The organism is Budvicia diplopodorum, from assembly GCF_009800925.1.
Taxonomy (GTDB): Bacteria; Pseudomonadota; Gammaproteobacteria; order Enterobacterales; family Enterobacteriaceae; genus Budvicia; species Budvicia diplopodorum.
The window spans coordinates 1-25,606 of record NZ_WOYF01000003.1 but is presented as its reverse complement, the minus strand read 5'-3'; the positions used below and the strand labels follow the sequence as shown (position 1 = coordinate 25,606).

The window sequence follows — 25,606 nt, the reverse complement described above, 5'->3', positions numbered from 1 at the left end:
GACCGTTTTATTCATCTAACCTTAAATGCGGATACCACCTATGGGAATGAACGCCTGCTACATGGCTATCGAAGAGCACCAGTTAAGCAATCTTATCGACCTTGAAGGGCAAGCGTTGGTTGACGCGCTTGAAGAGCTGCAGGAAAACAATGACGCGCTGGATATTGGCAAAATGTGGGACGGGCTGCATTTTATTCTGACCGGAACCTCTGCCAGCACGCCGATTGAAGACGATCCGTTAAGCGATGCTATTGTTGGTATTCACGTCATGGATGAAGATAACTTTATTGCTGCCATCGGTAACAATGAGCTGGATGCGATTGTTGCAGCCCTGGCAAAGGTGAATATCGAGCAACTGCGCGCAGAGTTTAATCCATCCAAACTAAATCAGGCAGAGATCTACCCGAATATCTGGGTTAAAGAAGACAAAAATTCACTGTTCATTGAGCTGGAGCAGGCATTACAGCAGTTAACTGCCTTCTATAAAAACGCCATGAACAGCGATCGACATATTGTTGTCAGCATCTACTAAACCAAATGGCTCTTCCAGCGCCGCCGTTTCATTCTGACGGCGGTGATGACATTTACTCAAAATAGAGCGTCCTGACTATTTCCTTGGCTTAGAGTGCACTCAAACCTTTATGGTTATCGTACTTACCGGCAAAAAGGCTTTTTTATATAGAGAAAAAGTCCGTAGCCATCTGGCTGAATTAGAACACTGCCTGCTGGCGCTCGATAAGAAGATTGATGGCTATTGCAGCCATCCGGTGTTTGATAAAACAGGAGGCTCCTAATGGAGTATGTACGCTTCGGTTCCACTGGTATGAAAGTGTCGCCTATATGCTTGGGCTGTATGACATACGGAAGCCCTGAGTGGCGGGAATGGGTTCTGGATGAGAGCGCAACCAGGCCGTTTATCAAGAAGGCTCTCGATCTGGGGATTAACTTCTTTGATACCGCCGATATGTATTCACTAGGTACCAGCGAACGGGTATTAGGCAAAACCTTACTCAGCATGGTGCCACGAGACGATGTCGTCATCGCCAGTAAAGTCTTTAACCCGATGAGTGATAAACCCAACGATCGGGGCTTATCCCGTAAGCATATACTCAACAGCATCGACGCATCGTTAAAACGCTTAGGCACAGATTATCTCGATCTGTATATCATTCACCGTTTCGATCCTGAAACGCCGATTGAAGAAACCATCGAAGCGTTAGATACCGTAGTTCGTTCAGGTAAAGCCCGCTATATTGGCGCGTCATCGATGCATTCTTGGCAATTTATGCGCATGCTGGGCCTGCAGGAACAGCTCGGATTAGCTAAATTTGTCTCAATGCAAAACCACTACAATCTGATCTATCGCGAAGAAGAGCGCGAAATGCTGCCATTATGCCGTGAAATGGGGATCGCCGTTACGCCGTGGTCACCGTTAGCCCGAGGCGTTCTCACCGGCTCCAGAAAAAGCAAAACTATCCGGGCAGCCACCGATACACCGGCTCATAGCTGGTATAACCAACAGGCGCAAGAAGACGCAATTGTCGCTGCCGTTGAACAGGTTGCTTCAGCTCGTGGCGTTCAACCGGCTCAGGTTGCATTAGCTTGGGTAAACGGGCGCGAAGGAATCACCTCGCCGATTATCGGCGCGTCTAAAACTCACCATTTGGATGATGCCGTTGCGGCGCTTACGCTAAAGCTATCGGACGACGAAGTGAATATTCTACAGGCACCCTATCGCCCTAGAGAGCTGGCCGGTCACGAATAGTCAATCACGAGATTAACCCTATGCAGCCACCCGCACGGGTGGCTGTTCTAAAATAGAGATTAACCATTCTTACCCGTAACGAACGCCAAAGCCTGACGTAAAACCTCAACGTCAGCGCCCGCTTTATGCGCATTTTCACTAAGATGACGGCGGAACTGGCGAGCGCCGGGAATACCTTGAAAAATACCGAGCATATGACGGGTAATGTGCCCGAGGTAAGTTCCTTGTGAAAGCTCGCGTTCGATATATGGATACATGGCTTCAATCACCGCTGCGACATCCGGCGCTGGCGACTGAAGGCCAAACAGTTCGCGGTCTACGTCTGCCAATATTCCCGGATTCTGATAGGCTTCGCGCCCCATCATCACGCCGTCTACGTGCTGTAAATGCTGTTTCGCTTCATCCAGCGTTTTGATACCGCCGTTAATCGCCACGGTCAGATGAGGAAAGTCCTGTTTAACCTGATAAACTCGTGAATAGTCCAGCGGTGGGATCTCGCGGTTCTCTTTCGGACTTAGCCCGGACAGCCAAGCCTTACGGGCATGAAGGGTAAAATTATCGCATCCCCCCTGCTCTGACACGAGCTGAATAAACCGCTGTAAAAATGCATAACTATCTGAATCATCAATACCAATGCGGGTTTTTACCGTAACAGGAATAGATACCGCACTCTTCATAGCCTTAACGCAGTCAGCAACCAGCTCTGGCTCGGCCATCAGGCAAGCGCCAAACCGCCCGTTTTGCACGCGATCGGAAGGACAGCCTGCGTTCAAATTGACTTCGCTGTAGCCAAGATCTTCGGCACGCTTAGCACACTCCGCCAGCGCCTGCGGATCGCTACCGCCTAGCTGTAATGCCACCGGCTGCTCTTCCTGACTGTAAGCCAGATAATTTCCTTTTCCGAACAAAATTGCACCGGTAGTAATCATTTCGGTATACAGCAACGTTTGCCCGCTTAACAAGCGGTGAAAGTAGCGGCAATGACGATCGGTCCAGTCGAGCATCGGGGCTACGGAGAAACGGTGAGAAGGGTAATTAACGGCATTATCAGAGTTCATAAGAGATTCGCGAGTTTTATGGATACGAGTTTTATAAATAAATAAGATCTAGTACAGGTTGACTGTGTTTCTGCTTACCAAACGACATCGATGGTGCTTAGACGCAGAAAAGTAAATGAACTTAAGGGTTATTCTAACATAGAAAACCCAGCGAAAGCTGGCAACGTACCCGCTTCGGGCCAGATAAAACCCCGACTAAATTTCAGCGGGGTTTATCCATGGGGAACTATCGGCGTTAATCTCTAATCATGATAGAATCGGTGGCAACATTGCGAAGAAAAGTGATAAAAATGAAACCAGCCGGTGTAGAGTCGACATTAGCAAAAGCACAAAAGATGTGTGAACAGCGGGCGGTACGTCTGACACCCCAGCGCCAACAGGTGTTACGCCTCATGGCCAGTCAGAAAAACGCCATCAGCGCTTACGATTTGCTGGACTTGCTTCGGGTGTCCGAACCTCAGGCCAAACCGCCAACGGTATACCGGGCTCTCGATTTCTTAATGGAGCAGGGCTTCATTCATAAAATTGAATCAACCAATAGCTATGTGGTGTGTCACCACGTTGGAGAGCCGCTTCACACCTCGGCGCTGTTTATTTGCGATAGCTGTGGGCAAGTAACAGAGCACCATGCCGATGGTATCGATCGGTTACTTCAAGCATTGGCGTTCAAAACGGGATTTATGATTCAACACAGCGTGTTAGAAACGCATGGCACCTGTAGCCTTTGCGCTAAATAAAATAGTAACTACGAGCCAATTGATTAGGCCAATAGCGAGTTTTGATTTTGTCCCGCTTACCAATTCGGTATATATTTCACACTCATTAATCAGTAATACCGCGACTTTTTTATCTTGGTATCGATAAATTGATTTAATCTGTTTTTCAAGGAAATTATCAATGAAGCAGCTCATGTGGGCGATGGTAGCACTTGCGGGTGCGTTCTCAGGCTTTGCTGCCAGAGCAACAACAGACATACCGATGAGCCTTACCAGCGATAGCAATCAACGCGTTACTGCCCCGAGCTGGGCTGAGATCACTGGGCTTCCCGGCAGTTTACCCGCCCATTGGGAACTCATCGAGACTGAACTGTCAGCCATCTGGCTATTAAAGAATCAGGACGATCCTAATTTACAGGGGCGAATTTCTGCACAGCTAATCGACGATGATATCCTGCTGAAAGATGAAGTTGACCTGATGGCCGATAGCTTTAAAACTCAGTCTGCGAAAGTAACCCGCATCTCCGGCACCTATGGCCCGGTCAGTACCGAGGAGATCGATCTGAGTACCTCTGAAGAGAACGAAAACGTCTCCGGTATCTTTGTCTTTACCCGCTATGAGAATAAAGTTTATATGGTTCTTCTTACCAGTAATTCTGATATTACTCGGCTAGAAAAATATAAGAACCAGCTAATGAGCAGCATTTTCCTACCAAAGAAATGATCCGATAGATGTGAAAAAAGCGCCTTAAGGCGCTTTTTTATTATTGTCTGACGTAAAAATAGCTTACATCCAGTTTCCGTTGCGGATAACGCCAACGGCCAAACCTTCAATCGTCAGGCTTTGTTCACGTAAATCGACCACAATGGGTGAGAATTCTTCGTTTTCAGGCAGCAAATGAATCACATTCCCCTGCTTCTTTAAACGTTTAACCGTCACTTCATCGTCAATACGGGCTACGACAACCTGACCGTTGTGTACATCCTGCGTTTTATGAACGGCCAACAGATCGCCGTCCATAATACCAATATCTTTCATCGACATACCGCTTACCCGCAGCAAGAAGTCAGCGTGAGGCTTAAATAAGGCTGGGTCAACATGGTAATGGCTTTCGATATGTTCTTGAGCTAACAGTGGTTCACCGGCGGCTACGCGCCCAATCAGGGGTAGCCCTTCATCTTCGGTTTCCATTAACAGGCGAATGCCACGTGATGCGCCGGTAACGATCTCAATCACGCCTTTACGAGCCAGCGCTTTTAGATGCTCTTCTGCCGCATTCGGTGAACGAAACCCTAAAGTCTGAGCAATCTCCGCTCGAGTCGGAGGCATGCCCGTTTGGGCAATGTGATCGCGAATCAGGTCATAAATTTGTTGCTGCCTGGCTGTTAATGCTTTCATGTTTCTAAACCCTCACCCTGTTTTTATATACAGTTATCCTGTGAGTATATACAGGTATGCGCCAGATGAAAACCTAAAAGCTCAGCTTTATGACCTACGTCAGAAGAAATGGCTATAGATAACGGTGCACCAGACAAACAGAGCCAGTAAAATGGCTATTAATACGGCGGAAGATCCCATATCTTTTGCGCGACCGGACAGCTCATGATGCTCCGGGCCAATACGATCAACAACGGCCTCTATTGCACTATTGATTATTTCGAAAATAAGAATCAGTACCACTGAGCCAATTAGCAAGATTCGCTCTATCGGGCTGACATCAAGCCATGTGGCTATGACGATAGCGACAATAAGCAACAGGCTTTCTTGCCTGAATGCCGCTTCGTTCTTCCATGCCGCCTGCAGCCCTTTCCAAGAATAGCGGGTAGCATTAATGATGCGGGTAAATCCTGTCGCTTTGTTCATTTAAAAGGGATCCTTTGAAAGTTTCTCTTCAATTTTAGCAATTATCAGACAACACATCATCACAGATTCGCGCGAGTTCTGGTATTCTTGCGTTTCATTATCTATAAGAGGCTTGGCGATTTATATGTCTGGTTGGCGAAAACTTTACTATAAGTTATTGAATATACCAATTAAAATGCTGGTTCGCAGCAAGTGTATTCCTTCCGATCCTATTGCGGAGTTAGGATTAGATCCCACTCGCCCCATACTATACGTTCTGCCATACAACTCAAAAGCAGACTTACTAACCCTGCGCGGGCAGTGTTTAGCACAAGAATTACCCGATCCGCTAGAGCCTTTTGAGATGGACGGCCAGCTTCTCCCCCGCTACGTCTTTATTCATGACGGGCCGCGGGTGTTCAACTATTACACGCCAAAAGAAGAGTCGGTAAAGCTGTTCCACGAATACCTAGACCTGCACCGTAACCACCCGACGCTGGATATCCAAATGGTACCGGTCTCGATCATGTTTGGTCGTTCACCGGGGCGCGAAGGTCAGGAAAGCCATGAGCCGGCTAAACTACGCGTGTTTAACGGCATACAGAAATTCTTTGTGGTGCTGTGGTTAGGCCGCGATAGCTTTGTGCGATTCTCACAAACGGTTTCATTGCGCTATATGGCAGATGAACACGGTACCGATAAAACCATCGCCCAGAAACTGGCCCGAGTTGCCAGAATGCACTTCGCCAGACAACGTCTGGCCGCTACCGGCCCCAAATTGCCGGTTCGCCAAGACCTGTTTAATAAACTATTAACTTCTAAGGCGATTGAAAAAGCCGTTGAAGAAGAGGCAAGCGCGAAAAAAATATCTATCACTAAAGCACAGCAAAATGCTGTCGATATGATGGAAGAGATAGCTGCCAACTTTACCTATGAAACGCTGAGAGTCACCGACCGCGTACTGAGCTGGACCTGGAACCGGCTTTATCAAGGTATTAAAGTCCATAACGCAGAGCGCGTTCGTCAGTTAGCGCAGGACGGTCACGGTATCGTCTATGTTCCCTGCCACCGTAGCCATATGGACTACTTATTACTCTCCTATGTTCTCTATCATCAGGGGTTAGTACCACCGCATATTGCAGCAGGAATCAACCTGAACTTCTGGCCAGCGGGCCCTATCTTCCGCCGGTTAGGCGCTTTCTTTATCCGCCGAACCTTTAAAGGCAACAAGCTTTACGCCACCGTGTTCCGTGAATATTTAGGCGAGCTGTTTAGCCGCGGTTATTCCGTTGAATATTTTGTAGAAGGCGGACGCTCCCGGACCGGCAGACTGTTAGAGCCGAAAACCGGTACCTTAGCAATGACTATTCAGGCCATGCTGCGCGGTGGAAATCGCCCTATCACGATCGTTCCGGTATATGTCGGCTACGAACACGTGATGGAAGTGGGCACTTATGCCAATGAGCTGCGCGGAGCAACAAAGCAGAAAGAAAATCTGTGGCAAGTGGTTCGCACAATACGCAGACTGCGTAACTTCGGTATGGGCTACGTGAACTTTGGTGAACCAATCCCGTTACTGACGCACTTAAACCAAAACGTGCCTAACTGGCGGGATTCCATCGACCCGATTGAAACGCCGCGGCCAAGCTGGCTAACGCCAACGGTCAATCAAATAGCCAATAAGCTAATGATTAACATTAATAATGCGGCTGCAGCAAATGCGATGAATTTATGCTGTACGGCACTACTAGCCTCACGCCAGCGCGCTTTAACCCGTGAGCAACTGCTTGAGCAGTTAGACTGTTACCAACAGCTATTGCAGAATGTTCCTTATACTCAGGATTCCACTGTTCCAAGCAATACGCCGGAAGAGATGCTGGAACATGCGCTGAAAATGAGTAAGTTTGAAGTCGAAAAAGATAACGCCGGTGAGATTATTATTTTACAGCGTGAACAGGCCGTGCTGATGACTTACTACCGCAATAATATTCATCACATGCTGGTTCTGCCGTCGTTAATTGCTTGTATCGTCATGCATCATGACGGTATATCTCGTCAGGCTGTGATAGAACAGGTGAGTCTGATTTATCCGCTACTGCGTGAAGAACTCTTCATGCACTATACCGATGAAGAATTACCTCAAGTGCTTGAAACTTTGACCAACGAGTTAGAGCGCCAACAGCTTATTCGTACTCATGAAAATGGGCTATTAGCGTTAAATCCGCCGCGCATCCGAACGCTGCAGCTTCTGGCCGCAGGCGTGCGGGAAACGCTACAGCGATATACCATCACGCTTTCCCTGCTGCGAACCAATCCAAGCATTAATCGCGGTATGCTGGAGAAAGAGAGCCGACTGTTAGCCCAGCGCCTGTCCGTTCTGCACGGTATTAATGCGCCAGAGTTCTTTGATAAAGCGGTATTTTCAACGCTGGTTGCGACCTTGCGCAACGCTGGCTACATTAACGACGTGGGTGATGCCATCCCTGAGAACATTCAGTCAATGTATGACATGCTGGCCAAGCTAATGACCCCTGAAGTGAAGCTGACAATAGAAAGCGTCAGTGAACTTAATGTTTCGGGCACAGACTCAGAATAAAAATCACTGATTGAAGCCACAAAAAAGCCTGAGGATCCTCAGGCTTTTTCTTTTCGTATCGACCAAACCAACGGACTATTATTCCAGCACCAGCGCCATCAATAAGCCTAAAAATATCACCAGCCCGACATAGTTATTATTCATAAAGGCCTGAAAACATTGCTTCCGCTCCCGGTTGGCAATCAACCTTTGCTGATAAACAAACAGCGCAGCTACCAATAACAGAGCCCCGTAAAAAACGCCGCCCAGATGATTTAAATACCCCACCAAAGCCAGCAATATCAGCGTCGCCAGCTGGAGTATACCAATAATCAGCTTATCAAAACGACCGAACAGAATAGCCGTAGACTTGATACCAATTTTTAAATCGTCATTGCGATCGACCATCGCGTATTGGGTATCATAAACCACGGTCCAGCAAATATTGGTTAGCAGCAGTAGCCAGCAGCTCAGCGGCAGCGAATTGCCCACCGCCGCATAGGCCATGGGAATAGACCAACCAAATGCCATCCCCAAAACCACCTGAGGAAGATGGGTAAAACGCTTCATAAACGGGTATATCCACGCGAGTATCACGGCGGCAAAAGAGAGCGCAATCGTCAGGCGGTTCAGGGTCAATACCAATAAAAACGAGACGGTCACCAGCGCCAGAAACAGCACTTTGCTCTCTTTTTCACTTACCGCGCCGCACGGCATTGGGCGGCTGCGGGTACGCTCAACGTGGCCATCAAAATGGCGGTCAGCAAAGTCATTAATTACGCAACCTGCTGCGCGCATAAGAAAAACGCCAACGGTGAAAATGGCCAGAATATAAATATCCGGCGTTCCGTGCCCTGCCAGCCACAAAGACCAATAGGTAGGCCAAAGCAGTAACAGCGCTCCAATGGGTTTGTTTATACGCATCAAACGGCAGTATGCCAGCCATTTGCTTTGAGTCACATTATCCCCCAGTTAATACAACGGTGCCGACGGTAAAAAAATTTCAGTTAACAGCAATGGTTTTCCTGATAACCGCAGCCGGGATCGTCGCCCCCACAGGCTATCCAGTAAAGATATCTGAATATAGTCCCGTTCAAGCGCAGGCTGAGCATATAAATAGCGCCCGAGAGGTGTGGTGCCTAATGTCTTCAGGCTTAGTTCCGGGCCTGATAAAGTAAATTCGGGAACCACGGTGCGGGCCCACAGCCAGGGAATGTTATCACCAAACAACAAGATTTCACGAACCCAGTAGCGTTGGTCTACAGGCAATTCAGATGCTTCACCGGCAAGAGACTCTGCGGACACATACCCTTCAAACTGCGGTTGTACAGTGACTTCACGGCAATAACACTCACACCGACGCGTCATTGACTCTTCTTCCAATAACCAGTCAGCGATGGATTTATTCAGAGGGTAGCCCTGCGGAGAAAACCAATATCTGTCCTTCCAGTTTGGTACAGAGATAGCCCTACTTCCCATCGTAACACCCGAATATATTCAGCATTGGTAACGTATAACCGAAATAAAACCGGTGGCTATTGTATCGCAAAAAGTGACACAACAGACACCGAAGGTTTCAATTTGAGAACTATTTTATAACAAATCGACAATAACATGGCAGAGGCGAGCTATTCCCGCTTTAATCGATCGGTGTTGGCTAAATAAAGAGCCACAACCAGAATTAATATTGCACCTGAATAAACCAGCGTACTTCCGGCATCTTTATGATCCACGATGATTAAGCGGATAATGGCGGTAATACCGATATAAATAAAGTAGCGCAGAGGGAAATGATACCCAGACTGGAAGTATTTGATAATAAGCGCAATAAATTCAAAATAGAGGAAATAAATAACAATGCCTTCAATCAATAAATAGGTTGAAGACTGTTCGGTGTTGATAAATAGAACCTGAATTAACGCGTAGGTTTCTTTACCCAGAAAGGCAATCAGAATCACTGCCAGTATCAGCAGGCCAAAGTTCAGGATAGTTTGTAGAATTCTTGCTACCGTCGTCGAGCGCTGTAGGTTCTGCATAATAACTCTCATATCACTTCTATATCACTTTTGTCGGCAGCGCGGGGCTACAGCCCGCACACTGCACGATTTAACCAGCTATCGCCACTGCTTAAAGGCGTTAATCAGTCCATTGGTTGAAGCATCGTGGCTCGACACCGGTTTATCATCCTTCAGTTCAGGCAGGATCCGATTCGCCAGTTGCTTACCTAACTCTACGCCCCACTGGTCAAAGCTAAAGATATTCATAATCGCGCCCTGAGTGAAAATCTTATGCTCATACAGCGCGATCAGCATACCCAAGCTATATGGCGTAATTTCGCGCAGCAGAATGGTGTTCGTTGGGCGATTGCCCTCAAATGCCTTGAAAGGCACGATATGAGCGACCTCTTCTGGCTTTTGCCCCATCTTAGCAAACTCAGCCTCAACCTCTTTGGCACTCTTACCAAAGGCTAAAGCTTCAGTCTGAGCAAAGAAGTTAGACAGTAGCTTAACGTGATGATCGCTTAACGGATTATGGCTTAACGCCGGTGCAATAAAATCACACGGAATCATTTTAGTGCCCTGATGAATCAACTGGTAGAACGCATGCTGACCGTTAGTACCCGGCTCGCCCCAAATGATTGGCCCGGTCTGATAGCTGACTTTGTTACCGTCACGATCGACACATTTACCGTTAGACTCCATATTTCCCTGTTGGAAATAGGCCGCAAACCGGTGCATATATTGGTCATACGGCAGAATCGCTTCCGTTTCTGCACCGAAGAAGTTGTTGTACCAGAGGCCGATCAGAGCCAGCGTTACCGGCAGATTATTTTCAACCGGCGTATCGGCAAAGTGGCGGTCCATGGCATGAGCGCCGCTGAGCAATTTCTCAAAATTATCGAAACCGACGGATAAAGCGATCGACAGGCCAATGGCTGACCACAGCGAATAACGACCACCCACCCAGTCCCAAAATTCAAACATGTTGGCGGTATCAATACCAAACTCACTCACCGCCTTGCCGTTAGTCGATAAAGCGGCGAAATGTTTAGCTACGTCACTTTCTTTACCGGCACTGAGGAACCAGTCGCGTGCAGTATGCGCGTTCGTCATGGTCTCCTGAGTGGTAAACGTTTTAGACGCAATCAGGAACAGCGTAGTCTCAGGGTTCAGGGTCTTCAGTGCTTCAGCAATATGAGTAGCATCAACGTTAGAGACAAAATGCATATTCAGATGGTTTTTATAAGGACGCAACGCTTCCGTTATCATATAAGGCCCAAGATCTGAACCACCGATGCCGATATTTACAACATCAGTAATAGCTTTGCCGGTGAAGCCTTTCCATTCACCGCTAATAATTCGATGGCAGAATGATTTCATTTTGGCCAGCACGGCATTCACTTCCGGCATCACATCCTTGCCGTCAACCATAATTGGCGTGCTAGAGCGGTTACGTAAAGCAACGTGCAGCACCGAACGATCTTCGGTCCGGTTGATTTTTTCACCGCTGAACATCGATTTAATTGCACCGGATAAATCGGTCTCTTTAGCCAAGTCGCGCAGCAGGGCTAACGTCTGGTCAGAAATACGGTTCTTCGAAAAATCCACCAGCATTTGGTCATCGAAAGTGGCAGAAAAACGGTTAAAGCGCTCGCTATCTTGAGTAAACAAATCACGCATAGTGACCGTTTTCATCTGTTCAAAATGCTTTTCCAGCGCTTGCCAGGCAGCCGTTGTGGTTGGATTAATATTTCTCATCATGGGCCCTTATACATGAAATAAAAACGGAATATAGCTCGATTGTAACCTGTTCACCTGCGATTGAAATCGCTTTTATTTAACTTTTGGTCTGCTGGTTTTAAACACCATAGCCAATGGCTCAATAGACGATTTCCTAGTATGGAGCACCGAGAATCATTTAGCTCAAACGCGAGATATATTTTCCAGCATTCATCATTTTTACAACGTTCATCTAAGCAGGTTTAGTAACGCTCGCGGCGCTGATACTGAATTCTATCGGAATACCAATTTTTTTACGGCTATCGCTGAGATAGCTAAATATACGGATTACACTATTTGAAAAGTTAAAAAATATTTATCATAGAAACAGCGACAATCTCAGCATCTACCACCAAAATACTAGATAATTATAAATCATTTATCTACCTATTAAATACAAATCCGCGTAAACCACTAGCACTTCGGCAAAGCGATAACAAAACGAGCGCGTAAAGCTGATTGACAGCCAGCCCATAACCCGCTATTTCTTAAAGCCTACTTATGTACCCGTACATAAGCCAGAAGAGGCGCGTCGCTCAGGTAGAATGACTGAGGAGCCGGAATCCTAAGAGGCCATTTAAGGGGATGCGACGCCGAGGCAATATTCTGTCCGGACAAGAATGTTGTCGACCACAAGGGCTGAATCCCTTGGGTTGTCACCAATGTGGCTCACAGACATATTGTGAGAATAAGAGTTTATACAGTGGAATGCTAAACGCGGCCGTCTTTGCGTGGAACACATGAATAGACTCTCAACAAGGTGGGGCGCTTCTGGGTGTATCGTAGCGTGTCTCACCTACGCCTGCCCCCTGTTTACCGCGCTTCCTTTGTGCCAAGGTTAATGAATTTTGAGGGCCACATAGCCCCCCTGACACGAGGAATTATTTTATTATGTCTCAAATAGTTATTGCAAAATTTGGCGGAACCAGCGTAGCTGACAGCGTAGCCATGAATAACTCTGCGGATGTTGTTCTATCTAATCCTGACGTTAAAGTTGTCGTTCTTTCTGCTTCAGCGGGCATAACTAATTTGTTGGTCGCTCTGGCCGATGGATGTGGCTCCGCAGACCGAACGGATAAAATCGATCAAATTCGCCGTATTCAATACCAAATTCTGGATAGCGTTTCCGGCTCCGACGTCGTCCGGGAAGAAATTGACCGTATTCTGGAAAATATTACCACGCTGTCTGAAGCAGCCAGTTTAGCAACATCGGCTGCATTAACCGATGAATTAGTCAGCCACGGTGAATTAATGTCAACGCTGCTGTTTGTTGAATTACTCAGGAACAGAAACGTAAACGCCGAATGGTTTGACGTTCGCAAAGTGATGATCACTAACGACCGTTTTGGCAAAGCTGAGCCTGACATTATCACATTAACAGACCTTTGCCGGCAGCACCTAAAGCCGCGTCTAGAGCAAACGTTAGTCATTACGCAAGGCTTTATCGGCAGCGAACCTAAAGGGCGCACTACCACGCTGGGCCGCGGTGGCAGTGACTATACGGCCGCTCTGTTAGCTGAAGCGCTGGGCGCTAAGCGCGTTGATATCTGGACCGATGTTGCCGGAATTTATACCACCGATCCGCGTGTAGTACCCACGGCCAAGCGTATTGATGAAATTGGCTTTGAAGAAGCGGCTGAAATGGCAACCTTCGGCGCAAAAATTCTGCACCCGGCAACGTTGCTTCCTGCGATACGTAGCGATATCCCGGTTTTTGTTGGCTCCAGCAAAGATGTTGCTGCCGGTGGCACATTGGTGTGTAACAAAACCAGCCAACCGCCCCTGTTTCGCGCATTAGCCCTGCGCCGTAAACAGACGTTATTAACGCTACACAGCCTGAGTATGCTGCACGCACACGGCTTTCTGGCTGAGATTTTTAATATTCTGGCCAACCACCATATTTCTGTCGATCTGATTACTACCTCAGAAGTCAGCATAGCCCTGACGCTGGACACCGCCGGTTCATCAACCTGTGGAGCAAGCCTTCTCACTAGCGCATTGCTCACCGAACTCTCGGCGCTTTGTCGGGTTGAAGTTGAAGAGAATCTGGCATTGGTCGCCTTAATTGGCAATCAATTGGCGCACGCCCGCGGCGTTGGTAAAGAGGTATTTGGCGTATTAGAACCGTTTAATATCCGCATGATTTCTTACGGAGCCAGCAGCCATAATTTATGCCTGTTAGTTCCCGGCGATGATGCAGAGCACGTGATTAAAACGCTGCACCACAACCTCTTCGAATAAACGTGAATTAACCATTCCAATTAAAGCTGGCAAGTAACCGCTTCATTACTTGCCAGCTTTTTCTTTTCTATTACATCGCCAGCCGCTAAAACCATATTGCCTCCGTTGGCTTTATAGTGGCTATTGCCGTCGTGATGCATAACAACATTGGCCAGCCGGGCAGGCCGGTTCAGCGTAAACCAGTTAACTGAGCTATAGTCGAGAGAGAATCCTCTTTTTTATGCTTACCGCGACAAATTGATAAACTCTGAATTATGTTGAAACATATTAATATTTAATATTATAAATAAAAGTCTATTCTATCGGCACCCAAAATAGGTTAATCATTATTAGTTAGTTATTACTTAGCATCCTTTAATTTACCTCTATTTAAATAGAGTAAGGACAATTTGTGGTATCAAAAAATGTATCTCCGGTTAATTGGTTACCGCTAATTATTATCGTCATTTGTGCAACGGCGCTTTGGCATATATCTCCACCGGAAGGATTGAGCATTGCCGGATGGCATTCGGCCATCGTATTCGTATCAACTATTGCCTGTATCGTAGCAAAAGTGTTGCCTATCGGGGCGGTTGGCCTGATCGGTATCACCGTGTTTGCGCTCACTTATGCTTCGGGAGCCACAACGTCGGTTGACGCCATTACCATCGCGCTCAGCGATCTGAACAGTTCATTAATCTGGCTGATCGTGGTTGCTTTTATGATCGCCAGAGGGTTTATTAAAACCGGGCTTGGCCGTCGCATCGCGCTGCAGATGATTCGCCTGTTGGGGAAAAGAACCTTGGGCTTAGCCTATGGCCTGGCCGTCGCAGACCTGATCTTGTCGCCTGCCATGCCAAGTAATACCGCCCGGTGCGGTGGCGTTATTTACCCTATCGCTGACTCATTATCCCGCAGCTTTAATTCCAATCCGGAAGATGAATCACGCAATAAAATTGGTACCTTCTTAATAACCTGTATTGGTAACGTTAATGACGTTACTGCGGCAATGTTTATGACAGCCTATACGGGTAACCTATTAGCGGTAAAATTAGCCGCCAATGAAGGCATTATTCTGACGTGGGGAAGCTGGCTTGTCGCCGCCGTGGTTCCCTGCTTAGCCTCATTAATCATCGTTCCCCTGTTAGTGTATTGGTTAACCAAGCCTGAGATTAAGCGCACGCCTGATGCACCTAAGTTAGCAAAAGAAGAACTGGCTAAAATGGGCAACATGAGCAGCAGCGAATGGATTATGACCGCAACGGTTATTCTGCTGCTTATACTGTGGATCTTTGGTGATAAATTGGGCGTTGACCCAACCGCCGCATCATTCGTCGGCCTGTCATTTCTACTGTTGAGCGGTGTATTAACCTGGGAAGACGTAAAAGGCGAGAAAGGCGCGTGGGATACCTTAATCTGGTTCGCCGCGCTGTTAATGATGGCAAACCAGCTTAAAAAAATCGGGTTCACAACCTGGTTTGGTAATTTAATCGGCGACCATATTGGCAGCATGATGGGCGGTAGTAGCTGGATTCTAATCTTGGTATTGCTGAATGCCGCTTATTTCTATACCCACTATTTCTTTGCCAGCGGTAACGCTCAAATCGCCGCACTGTATGCGGTATTCCTCGGCGTGGGCATTAACTTACATATTCCCGTGATGCCAATGGCGCTGATGCTGGCTTTCACCAGCAGCCTGTACTGTTCGTTAACTCAATACTCGCACGCCCGAGGCCCAATCCTGTTTGGTGCAGGGTACGTTCCAACCGGAACCTGGTGGCGGGTTGGATTTGTTGTTAGCCTGATTAACCAAGCGATATTCTTGGTACTCGGCCTGCTTTGGTGGAAAGCGATCGGGCTATATTAATAGCCAAGAGATTTTCCGATAAAAAACCACGTCTTCTGACGTGTTTTTTTTACTTACCGGCAAGCTATAAAGATTACGCCAGCGAAAGGGTAAACGGTTGCTTTCTAAGCAGCTGCTGAATATCCGGGCTCAGAGCTAAATCCGTAACGACATCAGTAAACTGCGTCAATGGATAAGCGCAAAACAAAGAATAATTCCCGTATTTACTGCTGTCAGCTACTAAAACCCGACGGGTAGCATTAGCCACAATAGACGCTTTAATTGCCGCTTTTTCTTCAGTTGGCGTCGTGACGCCTTTATCCAGACTCCATGAGTTACAGCTCATAAAAGCGATATCCGGATAAACCTGTCGCAGCAGATGACGGCCGTGTTCACCAATACAAGACTGACTACTGTCATCAATGCGGCCACCAATAATGGTCACTTCAATTTGTTTAAACTCGGAAAAAAACAGCGCAATGTGCAGATCTGCCGTAATTATCCGCAGCGGGAGATGAGTTAACCGGTGGGCTATTTCGAGCGTAGTCGTACCGGCATCCAACACCACAGAGTCGCCAGGCTTCACCATCTTGGCCGCTATTTCGGCAATAGCCCCTTTTTCAACCAGATTACGCTGAAGCTTTTCATTAGTCGTTGGCTGAGAAGGAATAAATCGATTGAGCGTAACGCCGCCATGAGTACGGCTGATTACGCCTTGTTCATCGAGCTTTATCAGATCGCGCCGAATAGTTGCCGCAGAGGCATCGATAGCCGTGACCAATTCTTCAACAGTAACCAGATTGTGCCCTTTCAGATAGTTCATAATCTGGTCTAAGCGGTTTTGTCCCTTCATGATCCCTTAACGTAATATCAGGCAAGCTATATGGCTAATTGAATAGATTCTTCCATATTCTCAGACTTTCCTTTTTCTGTCCATGCTATATCAAGCGGTTAAATTCTCTAACTTAGCCTCTTGTTTAGCGAAAATACCTATCGTCTTTTCATCCCAACGTTGTTCAATATCAGCCTCGTGGAAATGACTATTTATTATCATATCTAGAAAAATATCAATTAAAATCAACAATGAAACCAACAATCAAAACGGAAAATAAAATCTAATATAATCAATTTATTATTGGAAACAGAAATCCATATGGGCAATTTTATAGTAAATATGGGAGCCAGATCTCGGTCTTTCCATTTTGATTGAATATAATCACCATGACTATTAAAAATCAATTCGGATAACTATAAAAATGAATATTAAAAAGACAATAGAGAAAATTCCTGGGGGCATGATGGTGGTCCCTTTAATCCTTGGAGCAGTGATTAATACATTTGCACCAGAAGTATTTAGTATTGGTGGTTTTACTACCGCACTATTTAAAAATGGAGCCGCACCGCTAATTGGTGCGTTCTTATTGTGCATGGGCGCAGGAATTAGTGTTAAAGCGGCCCCACGCGCCATATTACAAGGCGGAACGATCACATTAACAAAACTATTGGTTGCTATTGCACTAGGCCTTGGTGTTGAACATCTGTTTGGGTCCAGTGGCATTTTTGGTCTAAGTGGTTTAGCTATTATTGCCGCTATGAGTAACTCTAATGGCGGCCTTTATGCTGCGCTGGTTGGTGAGTTTGGCAATGAACGTGACGTTGGCGCAATATCCATTCTTTCATTAAACGACGGTCCTTTCTTCACCATGATTGCGCTGGGAGCTGCGGGAATGGCTAACATTCCAGGAATGGCCTTAGTCGCAGTTCTGATACCTCTGATTGTAGGAATGGTGCTAGGTAATTTAGATCCTATGATGCGCGATTTTCTGACAAAAGGTGGCCCACTCCTGATTCCTTTCTTCGCCTTTGCTCTAGGTGCAGGCATCAACCTTGAAATGCTATTACAAGGTGGTCTTGCCGGTATTCTGTTAGGCGTTCTGACAACATTTATTGGTGGAATATTTAATATTCGCGCTGACCGTCTGGCCGGTGGTACAGGAATTGCTGGCGCAGCCGCATCCAGCACCGCGGGAAATGCCGTCGCCACACCGCTAGCCATTGCCCAAGCGGATCCATCTTTGATGGCTGTCGCTCAGGCCGCAGCGCCATTGATTGCTGCGTCCGTAATAACAACCGCGATTCTCACACCAATTTTGACTTCATGGGTAGCAAAACGTAATGCGCGCATGGCGGCGGCTAAAGAGAATAACGCATGAAAATAGTCGTAATTGCAGATGACTTTACTGGTGCAAATGACACCGGCGTTCAGCTGGCCAAAAAGGGAGCCAGAACCGAAGTCATGTTGAATCAAGTAGATAAACCATCTAAACGAGCAGATGTACAGGTTATTAATACAGAAAGCCGGGCGCTGAATGCGCAAGCAGCAGCGAAAAAAGTTCATGATGCACTTTCTGTTTTTTGTTCAAAAACGGATCCGGCTAATAACCCGTTAATTTATAAAAAAATAGATTCAACGTTTCGTGGCAACGTCGGGGCCGAAATTGATGCGGCAATGAACATCAGTAGCGTACAAATAGCGTTAGTCGCAGCGGCAATACCCGCTGCGGGCAGAACAACCATTAATGGTCAATGTCTGGTCAATAACGTGCCGCTGCTTGAAACCGAATTTGCCAACGATCCAAAAACGCCAATCGTGTCTTCGCATATTAAGACGCTGATTGGCATGCAAAGCCAGTATCCAATCCATGAAATAAATCTTGAAACCGTTCGTAGCGGCGCGCTGTTACAGTCGCTAAACGAGTTAGGCTTGAAAGAACGTTGCATCATCATTGCTGATGCAGAAGTTGAAAATGATTTGGCGCTGATCGCCCATACGCTATCTGAAATGGCAATGCCCTATCTCTTAGTTGGGGCTGCCGGATTGGCTAATGCGCTACCTACGGCCAGCTATCTTACCCCCAAAAAACGGTTGCCCGTCTTGGTCGTTGCGGGTTCGATGAGTGAAGTGACGCGCAATCAGATAAACGTAGCGGTCAAAGAAAACTCGCTGGGTATCGTGGATGTCGATGTGGAATCGCTGCTACAGGCCGACTCACAAAAAACAATAAAGACGCTTATTGAAAAAGCGCTAGTGGTATTACATCAAAATCAGCACTGCGTATTGCGAACCTGCAAGGATGCAGATGCACGGTTGATGATTGATAAACTTTGCACCGATTATGATCTTTCTCGTCAGCAATTGGGCGACAAAATCAGTGCTGTACTCGGTCAGATAACTCTCGAGGTCATTGGGGAGTCACAGATTGGTGGTCTGTTCTTGACGGGCGGCGATATTGCTATTGCTGTAGCCAGAGCTCTTAATGCTGAAGGATATCGCATTATTAGCGAAGTCGCGCCATGCGTACCATGCGGTACCTTTGTTAACAGTGAAATAGATGATTTGCCTGTAATTACTAAGGCTGGAGGATTCGGTGCAGCGGGCACATTGCGTGATGCACTTTATTTTATCGAGGAGATGTACAGTGAAAAGTAAAATAATTGCCATCACGATGGGAGATCCAGCCGGTATCGGCCCGGAAATTATCATCAAGGCAATGTCGGAAGGTGAACTAGCAGGCATTCCTGCCGTCGTTATTGGCTGCCTACAAACGCTAAAACGTATTCAGGCATTAGGCATTACGCCTCCCGTTGAGCTGAAGGAAATTCATCAGGTTTCAGACGCGCATTTTTCGCCCAACGTGATTCACGTTCTCGATGAGCCTTTGGCTCAACCGGCGTCATTAGTTTCAGGTAAAGTTCAGGCTCAGGCAGGTGATTTAGCCTACCGTTGCGTAAAACGCGCCGCTGAATTGGCGCAGGCCGGAGAAGTCCATGCGATCGCAACGGCACCGTTGAATAAAGAAGCCATGCATATGGCGGGCCACATGTACCCCGGGCATACTGAACTGTTAGCTACGCTGACTCACAGCAGCGACTACGCGATGGTACTTTATACCGACAAACTGAAAGTGATCCATGTTTCGACCCACATATCACTACGGAAATTCCTCGACACGCTGAATCAGGACAGAATAAAGACCGTCGTCAATATTGCTAATACCTTCCTGAAGCGCGTTGGTTTTGATAACCCTCGAATTGCCGTGGCTGGCGTTAATCCACATGCGGGAGAAAATGGCCTGTTCGGTGATGAAGAGATTAATATCGTTAGTCCTGCGGTTAAAACCATGCAGCAACAGGGCCTGGACGTACATGGCCCATGCCCACCGGATATCGTATTCCTGCAGGCCCATGAAGGCCTATACGATATGGTTGTCGCTATGTATCACGATCAGGGACATATTCCGCTGAAGCTACTCGGTTTCTATGACGGAGTGAATATAACTGCGGGATTACCGTTTATTCGGACATCAGCAGATCATGGAACCGCATTCGATATAGCATGGACAGGAAAAGCCAACGCTGACAGTATGGCTACCGCAATCAAGTTAGCAATAAAGCTAGCATAGCAATAGGCATACGGATAAAACGTAGTCTGATACAAGCAACATAATCAGACTACGTTAATCCCGCCAATCAATTCGCATCGTAGCCCAAGTTGGGTGCCAACCAGCGTTCCACATCAGAGATACTCATCCCTTTACGCTTAGCATAACTCTCAACCTGATCCCGCTGAATCTGGGCCACGGCAAAGTACTTGCTGTCAGGATGACTGAAGTACCAACCGGAAACGGAAGCGCCTGGCCACATGGCATACGACTCGGTGAGTTTCATACCAATCTGCTGCTCAACGTTTAATAGCTGCCAAATAGCCGCTTTCTCAGTATGCTCAGGGCAGGCGGCATAGCCAGGAGCAGGGCGAATCCCCTGATAGTTTTCACGAATCAGGTCATCATTTGATAAGTTTTCATCTACGGCATAGCCCCAAATTTCTTTACGCACCTGCTGGTGCAGATATTCAGCAAAACCTTCAGCTAAGCGGTCGGCCAGCGCTTTGAGCATGATCTTATTATAATCATCATGCTGAGCATCAAAAGCATCGGCCAACGCATCTTCTTCTAAGCCACCGGTAACGGCAAACGCGCCCAAATAATCCGCTTTTCCGCTACTCTTTGGCGCAACAAAATCGGCCAGACAATAGTTGGGAAAATCGCTCTTTTCTGTTTGCTGGCGCAGATGATGCCCGGTGAGCAGAATGTCACTGCGAGTTTCGTCTGCATACACCTGAACGTCATCCCCAACCCGGTTAGCAGGGAAGATCCCCATAATACCGCGTGGATTCAGCCGGTTATTTTTAGCCAATAAATCCAATAATGCATTAGCATCCGCAAACAGCCGCTTGGCCTCTTCACCAACAATTTCATCTTCTAAGATTTTCGGGTATTTGCCAGCCAGCGACCAGGTCATAAAGAACGGCGTCCAGTCGATATAGCGCCGAAGCGTATCAATAGAGGCTTCCACCTTACGCACGCCTAAATTCTTCGCGACTGGCGGAGTATATTCATGCCAGTTGCATTCCCAACCGTTAGCTCGGGCTGCTTCAAGGGTTATCGGAGCCGATCTTGGCTTTTTACGCGCATGCTGAATACGAACGGTCTCATACTCTTTGCGCGTACGGGTGACAAAATCGTCTCGTTGAGCGTCAGAAATCAGCGCGGAGCAAACGCCTACGCTACGCGAAGCATTTTGCACGTATATCGTAGGACCGCTGTAGTTCTGCTCAATCTTAACGGCAGTGTGGGCTTTAGACGTTGTTGCGCCGCCAATCAGCAATGGTAGGGTGAACCCCTGTCGTTCCATCTCTTTCGCTACGTTAACCATCTCGTCAAGGGATGGCGTAATCAAACCGGATAACCCAATAATATCGACCTTCTCTTCCCGGGCAGTTTTAAGGATTTTCTCGGTTGAAACCATAACCCCGAGATCAATAATTTCGTAGTTATTACATTGAAGCACCACGCCAACGATATTCTTGCCTATGTCGTGAACATCGCCTTTTACCGTAGCCAATAAAATCTTACCGGCAGCCGTTCCCTGCTGTTTACTGGCTTCAATATACGGCTGTAAATAAGCTACCGCTTGCTTCATAACGCGTGCTGATTTGACTACCTGAGGCAGGAACATTTTACCTTCGCCAAACAGATCGCCGACAATGTTCATGCCGGCCATGAGTGGCCCTTCGATCACTTCCAAAGGTAAAGTGGCCTGCTTGCGGGCCTCTTCTGTATCCAGCTCAATAAATTCGGTAATCCCTTTAACCAGCGCATATTCAAGCCGTTTTACTACAGGCCAGCCGCGCCACTCGGCCTGCTGCTTTTCGATTTCACCATCATTACCAGTACTACGGTATTTTTCTGCTATATCCAGCAACCGCTCAGTACCGTCGGCCCGGCGGTTAAGTACAACGTCTTCAACGGCTTGTTTAAGGTCAGCGGGGAGATCGTCGTAAATAGCTAATTGCCCGGCGTTCACTATCCCCATGTCCATGCCATTTTTGATGGCGTAATAGAGAAATACGGCGTGAATGGCTTCGCGTACCGAGTCGTTACCGCGAAATGAAAACGAGACGTTAGAGACTCCGCCTGAAATTAAAGCGTGGGGAAGTTCACGTTTAATATCCGCACAGGCTTCAATAAAATCAACGGCGTAGTTGTTATGTTGTTCAATACCGGTGGCCACGGCGAAAATATTCGGATCAAAGATAATATCTTCCGGCGGAAAGCCAACCTCTTCAGTCAATATGCGATAAGCCCGGCGGCAGATTTCAATTTTACGTTCGCGGGTATCGGCCTGACCGTCTTCATCAAACGCCATCACCACCATCGCCGCACCGTAGCGACGAACCAGCTTAGCCTGTTGAATAAACTTGTCTTTGCCCTCTTTCATCGAAATAGAGTTAACGATGCCTTTGCCCTGAATACACTTTAGCCCTTTCTCAATAACGTCCCACTTTGATGAATCGATCATAATGGGAACCCGGGCAATATCAGGCTCACCGGCTATCAGATTCAGAAAGCGCACCATGGCAGCTTCGGCATCCAACATGCCTTCATCCATATTGATATCGATAATCTGAGCGCCGCTTGCAACCTGCTGTAGCGCAACGTCTAATGCTTCCCCATATTTTTCTTCTTTTATGAGGCGCTTAAAGCGAGCCGAACCGGTTACGTTAGTACGTTCACCCACGTTGACAAAAAGCGTATTGGCATCAATCGTTAGAGGTTCAAGGCCTGCCAGCCGACAGGCCACGGGAATATCGGGTAATGCGCGCGGAGCTACACCCTCTAATTTTCGCGCAATAGCCGCTATATGAGCCGGAGTTGTGCCACAGCAGCCACCGACAATATTCAGAAAACCTGACCGCGCCCATTCTCCAATTTGAACCGCCATGTCCTCAGGACCTAAATCATATTCACCAAAAGCGTTGGGTAAACCGGCATTAGGGTGAACAGAAACCGAGTATTCAGATATGCGGGAAAGCTCAGCAACATACTGACGTAGTTCATCAGGACCCAGCGCACAGTTCAGGCCAAATGAAAGCGGCCTAACGTGGCGCAGAGAGTTATAGAAGGCTTCCGTCGTCTGACCGGATAAAGTTCGGCCAGAGGCATCGGTAATAGTACCAGAAATCATGATCGGCAGTTCAACGCCCAATGCCTCAAACTCAGTTTCCACAGCAAAGGTCGCCGCTTTGGCATTCAGGGTATCAAAAATGGTTTCAATCATAATGATATCCACCCCGCCTTTGACTAAGGCGCGGGTGGATTCTCGATAGGCTTCAACCAGCAGGTCAAAAGTAACGTTGCGAAATGCAGGATCGTTAACGTCCGGAGAGATTGAAGCCGTACGATTAGTTGGTCCGAGAATACCGGCCACGTAGCGCGGTTTATCGGGAGTTCGGGCTGTCCATTCATCGGCGCAGGCTCGAGCCAAACGAGCGCCTTCATAGTTAATTTCAGCCGACAGTGATTCCATATGGTAATCAGCCATCGCTATCGTCGTGGAGTTAAACGTGTTGGTCTCTAAAATATCAGCGCCAGCTTCCAGATAAGCGTTATGAATAGCCGAAATAATCTCAGGCTGAGTCAGCACCAATAGATCATTATTCCCTTTCAGATCGCTTTGCCAGTCAGAAAAACGTGTTCCCCGGTAATCTTCTTCGCTTAGTTTGTAGCTTTGGATCATGGTTCCCATACCACCATCGAGAAGCATAATGCGTTTCGCTAGCTGCTGGCGTAATTGTTCTATTTTGCTCATCCGGTTTATCTCTTAACAAAGCTGCTTGCAGAAATCAGGCATAACTATCTGAATAATAAGATTACAACATAGGCTATGTTTTGACATTAGCTATGTCTAAAAATTAATCTAGCGTCGGATTCATCTGGCGTAAATCGTAAGGCGTAATTTGATATACGAAGTAGTTAAGCCAGTTGTTAAATAGCAAATGCCCATGGCTACGCCACGTGGCGCTCGGATGCAAATCCGGATTATTCTGAGGAAAGTAGTTGAGCGGCAGTTTAGGATTTAACCCGGCTTCACGATCCCGAAAGTATTCACCGGCAAGTGTCGTTGCATCGTACTCAGGATGCCCGGTTACAAACGCCATTCGGCGGTCGTGACTGGCAAAAAGGTAGGCACCGGCTACGTCTGATTCTGCCAGAATATCCAGATCGGTATGCTCACGGATATAGTCGGTGGGAAAATGAGCATGACGAGAGTGCGGCGCTAGAAATTGATCGTCAAAACCGCGGGTTAACGGGGCCTGTGGCTGTAAGATCTTATGTGTATATACCCCTGACAGTTTCTCTTTCAACGTTAATTTAGGCAAACCATACAATATATTCAGCGCGGCCTGAACCGCCCAACAAACAAATAGAGTAGAAGTGACGTGCTCTTTTGCCCAATCAATAACCTGTGCGATCTGCGGCCAGTAGGCAACATCATCAAATTCCACTAATCCTAATGGTGCCCCGGTAACGATAAGCCCGTCGAAGTTTTGGTCCTGAATATCCTCAAAATTGCAGTAGAAATTATTCAGGTGCTCACTCGGCGTATTCTTCGACTCATGGTTATCAATTCTCAGTAGCTGAATATCGATCTGTAGAGACGAGTTTGATAGCAAGCGCAAAAACTGATTTTCAGTCTCAATTTTTTTAGGCATGAGGTTAAGTACGAGAACTTTAAGCGGACGAATATCCTGATGACTGGCGCGCGTAGAGGTCATCACAAAAACGTTCTCTTCACGTAAGACGTTAACGGCAGGTAGCTCATCAGGTATACGAATCGGCATTACTTATTCCTCAATATCCATTTATACGTTTAGACTTCTAGATAGCCAACAATAGCGTTTTTTACATGACGTGTCGAGCCAGAAATTCGATAATTTGCTATTTGCTTATAATCAATAAATGAGTTTGAAAAAATGAAGGATAACAGAGGGTATATAGGGCTGGAGGTTAATAACGCTATAGCCAGAATAGTTGTCATTAAGGTCAATTTGATTAAAAAATTCCATAGAAAAAGCCCTCTGCTTTCGCAGAGGGCTTATCCGTTTAATTAAAGCCTGGCAGTTCCCTACTCTCGCATGGGGAGACCCCACACTACCATCGGCGCTACGGCGTTTCACTTCTGAGTTCGGCATGGGGTCAGGTGGGACCACCGCGCTATTGCCGCCAGGCATATTCCGTTTCATCAACCGTTATACCTGCGTATAACCATCAATCTCAATCCAAAACTTCGCTGAAATTCGTCTTCGTCTCTTCAATCTCACCCAAAACACCTTGGGTGTTGTAAGGTTAAGCCTCACGGTTCATTAGTACTGGTTAGCTCAACGTATCGCTACGCTTACAC

The 25,606-nt window shown here is 47.1% G+C and carries 21 protein-coding genes, 1 rRNA gene and 1 riboswitch; of the genes, 11 read left to right on the top strand and 11 right to left on the bottom strand.

What is annotated here, in order from left to right; genetic code table 11:
* Positions 1 to 40 precede the first annotated feature (40 nt).
* From GVI43_RS04135 to GVI43_RS04125, 3 genes are all read left to right on the top strand, one after another.
* Positions 41 to 532, top strand: a complete 492-nt coding sequence (locus tag GVI43_RS04135) for a YfbM family protein (RefSeq protein ID WP_159565491.1) — start codon at positions 41 to 43, stop codon at positions 530 to 532.
* A gap of 109 nt (positions 533 to 641) precedes the next feature.
* Positions 642 to 794, top strand: coding sequence for a hypothetical protein (locus tag GVI43_RS04130; RefSeq protein ID WP_159565490.1), 153 nt, complete (start codon positions 642 to 644; stop codon positions 792 to 794).
* The gene (locus GVI43_RS04125; protein WP_159565489.1) at positions 794 to 1,765 is read left to right on the top strand and encodes an aldo/keto reductase; all 972 of its coding nucleotides are present in this window, start codon (positions 794 to 796) and stop codon (positions 1,763 to 1,765) included. Before GVI43_RS04130 ends, GVI43_RS04125 begins: the two co-directional genes overlap by 1 nt.
* A 59-nt stretch (positions 1,766 to 1,824) precedes the next feature.
* Here GVI43_RS04125 and dusA read toward each other — a convergent pair whose 3' ends face one another.
* Complete coding sequence (gene dusA / locus GVI43_RS04120; RefSeq protein WP_159565488.1) at positions 1,825 to 2,823, bottom strand: tRNA dihydrouridine(20/20a) synthase DusA; 999 nt, start codon at positions 2,821 to 2,823, stop codon at positions 1,825 to 1,827.
* Positions 2,824 to 3,113: 290 nt separating this feature from the next.
* Here dusA and zur point away from each other — a divergent pair, with 290 nt between their 5' ends.
* Positions 3,114 to 3,560: a zinc uptake transcriptional repressor Zur gene (zur, locus tag GVI43_RS04115; protein ID WP_159565487.1), complete on the top strand. Its 447-nt coding sequence runs from the start codon at positions 3,114 to 3,116 to the stop codon at positions 3,558 to 3,560.
* Positions 3,561 to 3,720: 160 nt separating this feature from the next.
* Entirely contained in the window at positions 3,721 to 4,263 is a 543-nt protein-coding gene (locus GVI43_RS04110; RefSeq protein WP_159565486.1) for a hypothetical protein, read from the top strand.
* Between the two features lie 63 nt (positions 4,264 to 4,326).
* On the opposite strand, the gene lexA is transcribed toward GVI43_RS04110, so the two are convergent.
* The gene (lexA, locus tag GVI43_RS04105; RefSeq protein ID WP_159565485.1) at positions 4,327 to 4,938 is read right to left on the bottom strand and encodes a transcriptional repressor LexA; all 612 of its coding nucleotides are present in this window, start codon (positions 4,936 to 4,938) and stop codon (positions 4,327 to 4,329) included.
* A 99-nt stretch (positions 4,939 to 5,037) separates the two neighbouring features.
* Positions 5,038 to 5,403: a diacylglycerol kinase gene (locus GVI43_RS04100; RefSeq protein ID WP_159565484.1), complete on the bottom strand. Its 366-nt coding sequence runs from the start codon at positions 5,401 to 5,403 to the stop codon at positions 5,038 to 5,040.
* Positions 5,404 to 5,527: 124 nt separating this feature from the next.
* On the opposite strand from GVI43_RS04100, the gene plsB reads away from it, so the two are divergent.
* Complete coding sequence (gene plsB, locus GVI43_RS04095) at positions 5,528 to 7,978, top strand: glycerol-3-phosphate 1-O-acyltransferase PlsB (RefSeq protein ID WP_159565483.1); 2,451 nt, start codon at positions 5,528 to 5,530, stop codon at positions 7,976 to 7,978.
* Between the two features lie 78 nt (positions 7,979 to 8,056).
* On the opposite strand, the gene ubiA is transcribed toward plsB, so the two are convergent.
* The 4 genes from ubiA to pgi form a co-directional block, all read right to left on the bottom strand.
* Positions 8,057 to 8,917 (bottom strand): 4-hydroxybenzoate octaprenyltransferase, encoded by an 861-nt coding sequence (gene ubiA, locus GVI43_RS04090; RefSeq protein WP_425482119.1) that lies wholly within the window; start codon positions 8,915 to 8,917, stop codon positions 8,057 to 8,059.
* A 12-nt stretch (positions 8,918 to 8,929) separates the two neighbouring features.
* On the bottom strand, positions 8,930 to 9,436 hold the full coding sequence (gene ubiC / locus GVI43_RS04085; RefSeq protein WP_159565482.1) for a chorismate lyase: 507 nt from the start codon (positions 9,434 to 9,436) through the stop codon (positions 8,930 to 8,932).
* Between the two features lie 149 nt (positions 9,437 to 9,585).
* Positions 9,586 to 9,993, bottom strand: coding sequence for a phosphate-starvation-inducible protein PsiE (gene psiE / locus GVI43_RS04080; RefSeq protein ID WP_159565481.1), 408 nt, complete (start codon positions 9,991 to 9,993; stop codon positions 9,586 to 9,588).
* A 78-nt stretch (positions 9,994 to 10,071) separates the two neighbouring features.
* Positions 10,072 to 11,715, bottom strand: a complete 1,644-nt coding sequence (pgi, locus tag GVI43_RS04075; protein ID WP_159565860.1) for a glucose-6-phosphate isomerase — start codon at positions 11,713 to 11,715, stop codon at positions 10,072 to 10,074.
* 535 nt (positions 11,716 to 12,250) lie between these two features.
* A riboswitch (Lysine riboswitch) is annotated at positions 12,251 to 12,515 on the top strand.
* 112 nt (positions 12,516 to 12,627) lie between these two features.
* On the opposite strand from pgi, the gene lysC reads away from it, so the two are divergent.
* Both lysC and GVI43_RS04065 read left to right on the top strand, forming a co-directional pair.
* Positions 12,628 to 13,977: a lysine-sensitive aspartokinase 3 gene (gene lysC, locus GVI43_RS04070; RefSeq protein ID WP_159565480.1), complete on the top strand. Its 1,350-nt coding sequence runs from the start codon at positions 12,628 to 12,630 to the stop codon at positions 13,975 to 13,977.
* A gap of 391 nt (positions 13,978 to 14,368) precedes the next feature.
* On the top strand, positions 14,369 to 15,823 hold the full coding sequence (locus GVI43_RS04065; protein ID WP_159565479.1) for a DASS family sodium-coupled anion symporter: 1,455 nt from the start codon (positions 14,369 to 14,371) through the stop codon (positions 15,821 to 15,823).
* Between the two features lie 73 nt (positions 15,824 to 15,896).
* Here GVI43_RS04065 and GVI43_RS04060 read toward each other — a convergent pair whose 3' ends face one another.
* A complete protein-coding gene (locus GVI43_RS04060) occupies positions 15,897 to 16,655 on the bottom strand; it encodes a DeoR/GlpR family DNA-binding transcription regulator (protein ID WP_159565478.1) in 759 nt (252 codons plus the stop codon).
* Positions 16,656 to 17,058: 403 nt separating this feature from the next.
* On the opposite strand from GVI43_RS04060, the gene GVI43_RS04055 reads away from it, so the two are divergent.
* The 3 genes from GVI43_RS04055 to GVI43_RS04045 are packed head-to-tail and all read left to right on the top strand — an operon-like array spanning position 17,059 to position 20,265.
* Complete coding sequence (locus GVI43_RS04055; protein ID WP_159565477.1) at positions 17,059 to 18,015, top strand: 2-keto-3-deoxygluconate permease 1; 957 nt, start codon at positions 17,059 to 17,061, stop codon at positions 18,013 to 18,015.
* Positions 18,012 to 19,292 carry a D-threonate kinase gene (dtnK, locus tag GVI43_RS04050; RefSeq protein ID WP_159565476.1) on the top strand — a complete coding sequence of 427 codons (1,281 nt, stop codon included), beginning with the start codon at positions 18,012 to 18,014 and terminating at the stop codon, positions 19,290 to 19,292. Before GVI43_RS04055 ends, dtnK begins: the two co-directional genes overlap by 4 nt.
* Positions 19,252 to 20,265, top strand: a complete 1,014-nt coding sequence (locus tag GVI43_RS04045; RefSeq protein WP_425482124.1) for a D-threonate 4-phosphate dehydrogenase — start codon at positions 19,252 to 19,254, stop codon at positions 20,263 to 20,265. Before dtnK ends, GVI43_RS04045 begins: the two co-directional genes overlap by 41 nt.
* 67 nt (positions 20,266 to 20,332) lie before the next feature.
* On the opposite strand, the gene metH is transcribed toward GVI43_RS04045, so the two are convergent.
* The 3 genes from metH to rrf all read right to left on the bottom strand — a co-directional run bounded on the left by metH (position 20,333) and on the right by rrf (position 25,433).
* On the bottom strand, positions 20,333 to 24,013 hold the full coding sequence (gene metH, locus GVI43_RS04040; protein ID WP_159565474.1) for a methionine synthase: 3,681 nt from the start codon (positions 24,011 to 24,013) through the stop codon (positions 20,333 to 20,335).
* A gap of 103 nt (positions 24,014 to 24,116) precedes the next feature.
* Entirely contained in the window at positions 24,117 to 25,046 is a 930-nt protein-coding gene (gene metA, locus GVI43_RS04035; protein ID WP_159565473.1) for a homoserine O-acetyltransferase MetA, read from the bottom strand.
* Positions 25,047 to 25,317: 271 nt separating this feature from the next.
* A 5S ribosomal RNA gene (gene rrf, locus GVI43_RS04030) occupies positions 25,318 to 25,433 on the bottom strand.
* Positions 25,434 to 25,606: the final 173 nt, after the last annotated feature.

Excerpts from the sequence above, each read along its gene's own strand:
- lysC (WP_159565480.1), top strand. The coding sequence starts at position 12,628 with ATGTCTCAAATAGTTATTGCAAAATTTGGCGGAACCAGCGTAGCTGAC.
- zur (WP_159565487.1), top strand. The coding sequence starts at position 3,114 with ATGAAACCAGCCGGTGTAGAGTCGACATTAGCAAAAGCACAAAAGATG.
- GVI43_RS04130 (WP_159565490.1), top strand. The coding sequence starts at position 642 with ATGGTTATCGTACTTACCGGCAAAAAGGCTTTTTTATATAGAGAAAAA.
- GVI43_RS04045 (WP_425482124.1), top strand. The coding sequence starts at position 19,252 with ATGCACTTTATTTTATCGAGGAGATGTACAGTGAAAAGTAAAATAATT.
- GVI43_RS04110 (WP_159565486.1), top strand. The coding sequence starts at position 3,721 with ATGAAGCAGCTCATGTGGGCGATGGTAGCACTTGCGGGTGCGTTCTCA.
- psiE (WP_159565481.1), bottom strand. The coding sequence starts at position 9,993 with ATGCAGAACCTACAGCGCTCGACGACGGTAGCAAGAATTCTACAAACT.
- GVI43_RS04135 (WP_159565491.1), top strand. The coding sequence starts at position 41 with ATGGGAATGAACGCCTGCTACATGGCTATCGAAGAGCACCAGTTAAGC.
- GVI43_RS04060 (WP_159565478.1), bottom strand. The coding sequence starts at position 16,655 with ATGAAGGGACAAAACCGCTTAGACCAGATTATGAACTATCTGAAAGGG.
- lexA (WP_159565485.1), bottom strand. The coding sequence starts at position 4,938 with ATGAAAGCATTAACAGCCAGGCAGCAACAAATTTATGACCTGATTCGC.
- pgi (WP_159565860.1), bottom strand. The coding sequence starts at position 11,715 with ATGAGAAATATTAATCCAACCACAACGGCTGCCTGGCAAGCGCTGGAA.
- GVI43_RS04055 (WP_159565477.1), top strand. The coding sequence starts at position 17,059 with ATGAATATTAAAAAGACAATAGAGAAAATTCCTGGGGGCATGATGGTG.
- GVI43_RS04125 (WP_159565489.1), top strand. The coding sequence starts at position 794 with ATGGAGTATGTACGCTTCGGTTCCACTGGTATGAAAGTGTCGCCTATA.
- metA (WP_159565473.1), bottom strand. The coding sequence starts at position 25,046 with ATGCCGATTCGTATACCTGATGAGCTACCTGCCGTTAACGTCTTACGT.
- ubiC (WP_159565482.1), bottom strand. The coding sequence starts at position 9,436 with ATGGGAAGTAGGGCTATCTCTGTACCAAACTGGAAGGACAGATATTGG.
- dtnK (WP_159565476.1), top strand. The coding sequence starts at position 18,012 with ATGAAAATAGTCGTAATTGCAGATGACTTTACTGGTGCAAATGACACC.
- plsB (WP_159565483.1), top strand. The coding sequence starts at position 5,528 with ATGTCTGGTTGGCGAAAACTTTACTATAAGTTATTGAATATACCAATT.
- dusA (WP_159565488.1), bottom strand. The coding sequence starts at position 2,823 with ATGAACTCTGATAATGCCGTTAATTACCCTTCTCACCGTTTCTCCGTA.
- GVI43_RS04100 (WP_159565484.1), bottom strand. The coding sequence starts at position 5,403 with ATGAACAAAGCGACAGGATTTACCCGCATCATTAATGCTACCCGCTAT.
- metH (WP_159565474.1), bottom strand. The coding sequence starts at position 24,013 with ATGAGCAAAATAGAACAATTACGCCAGCAGCTAGCGAAACGCATTATG.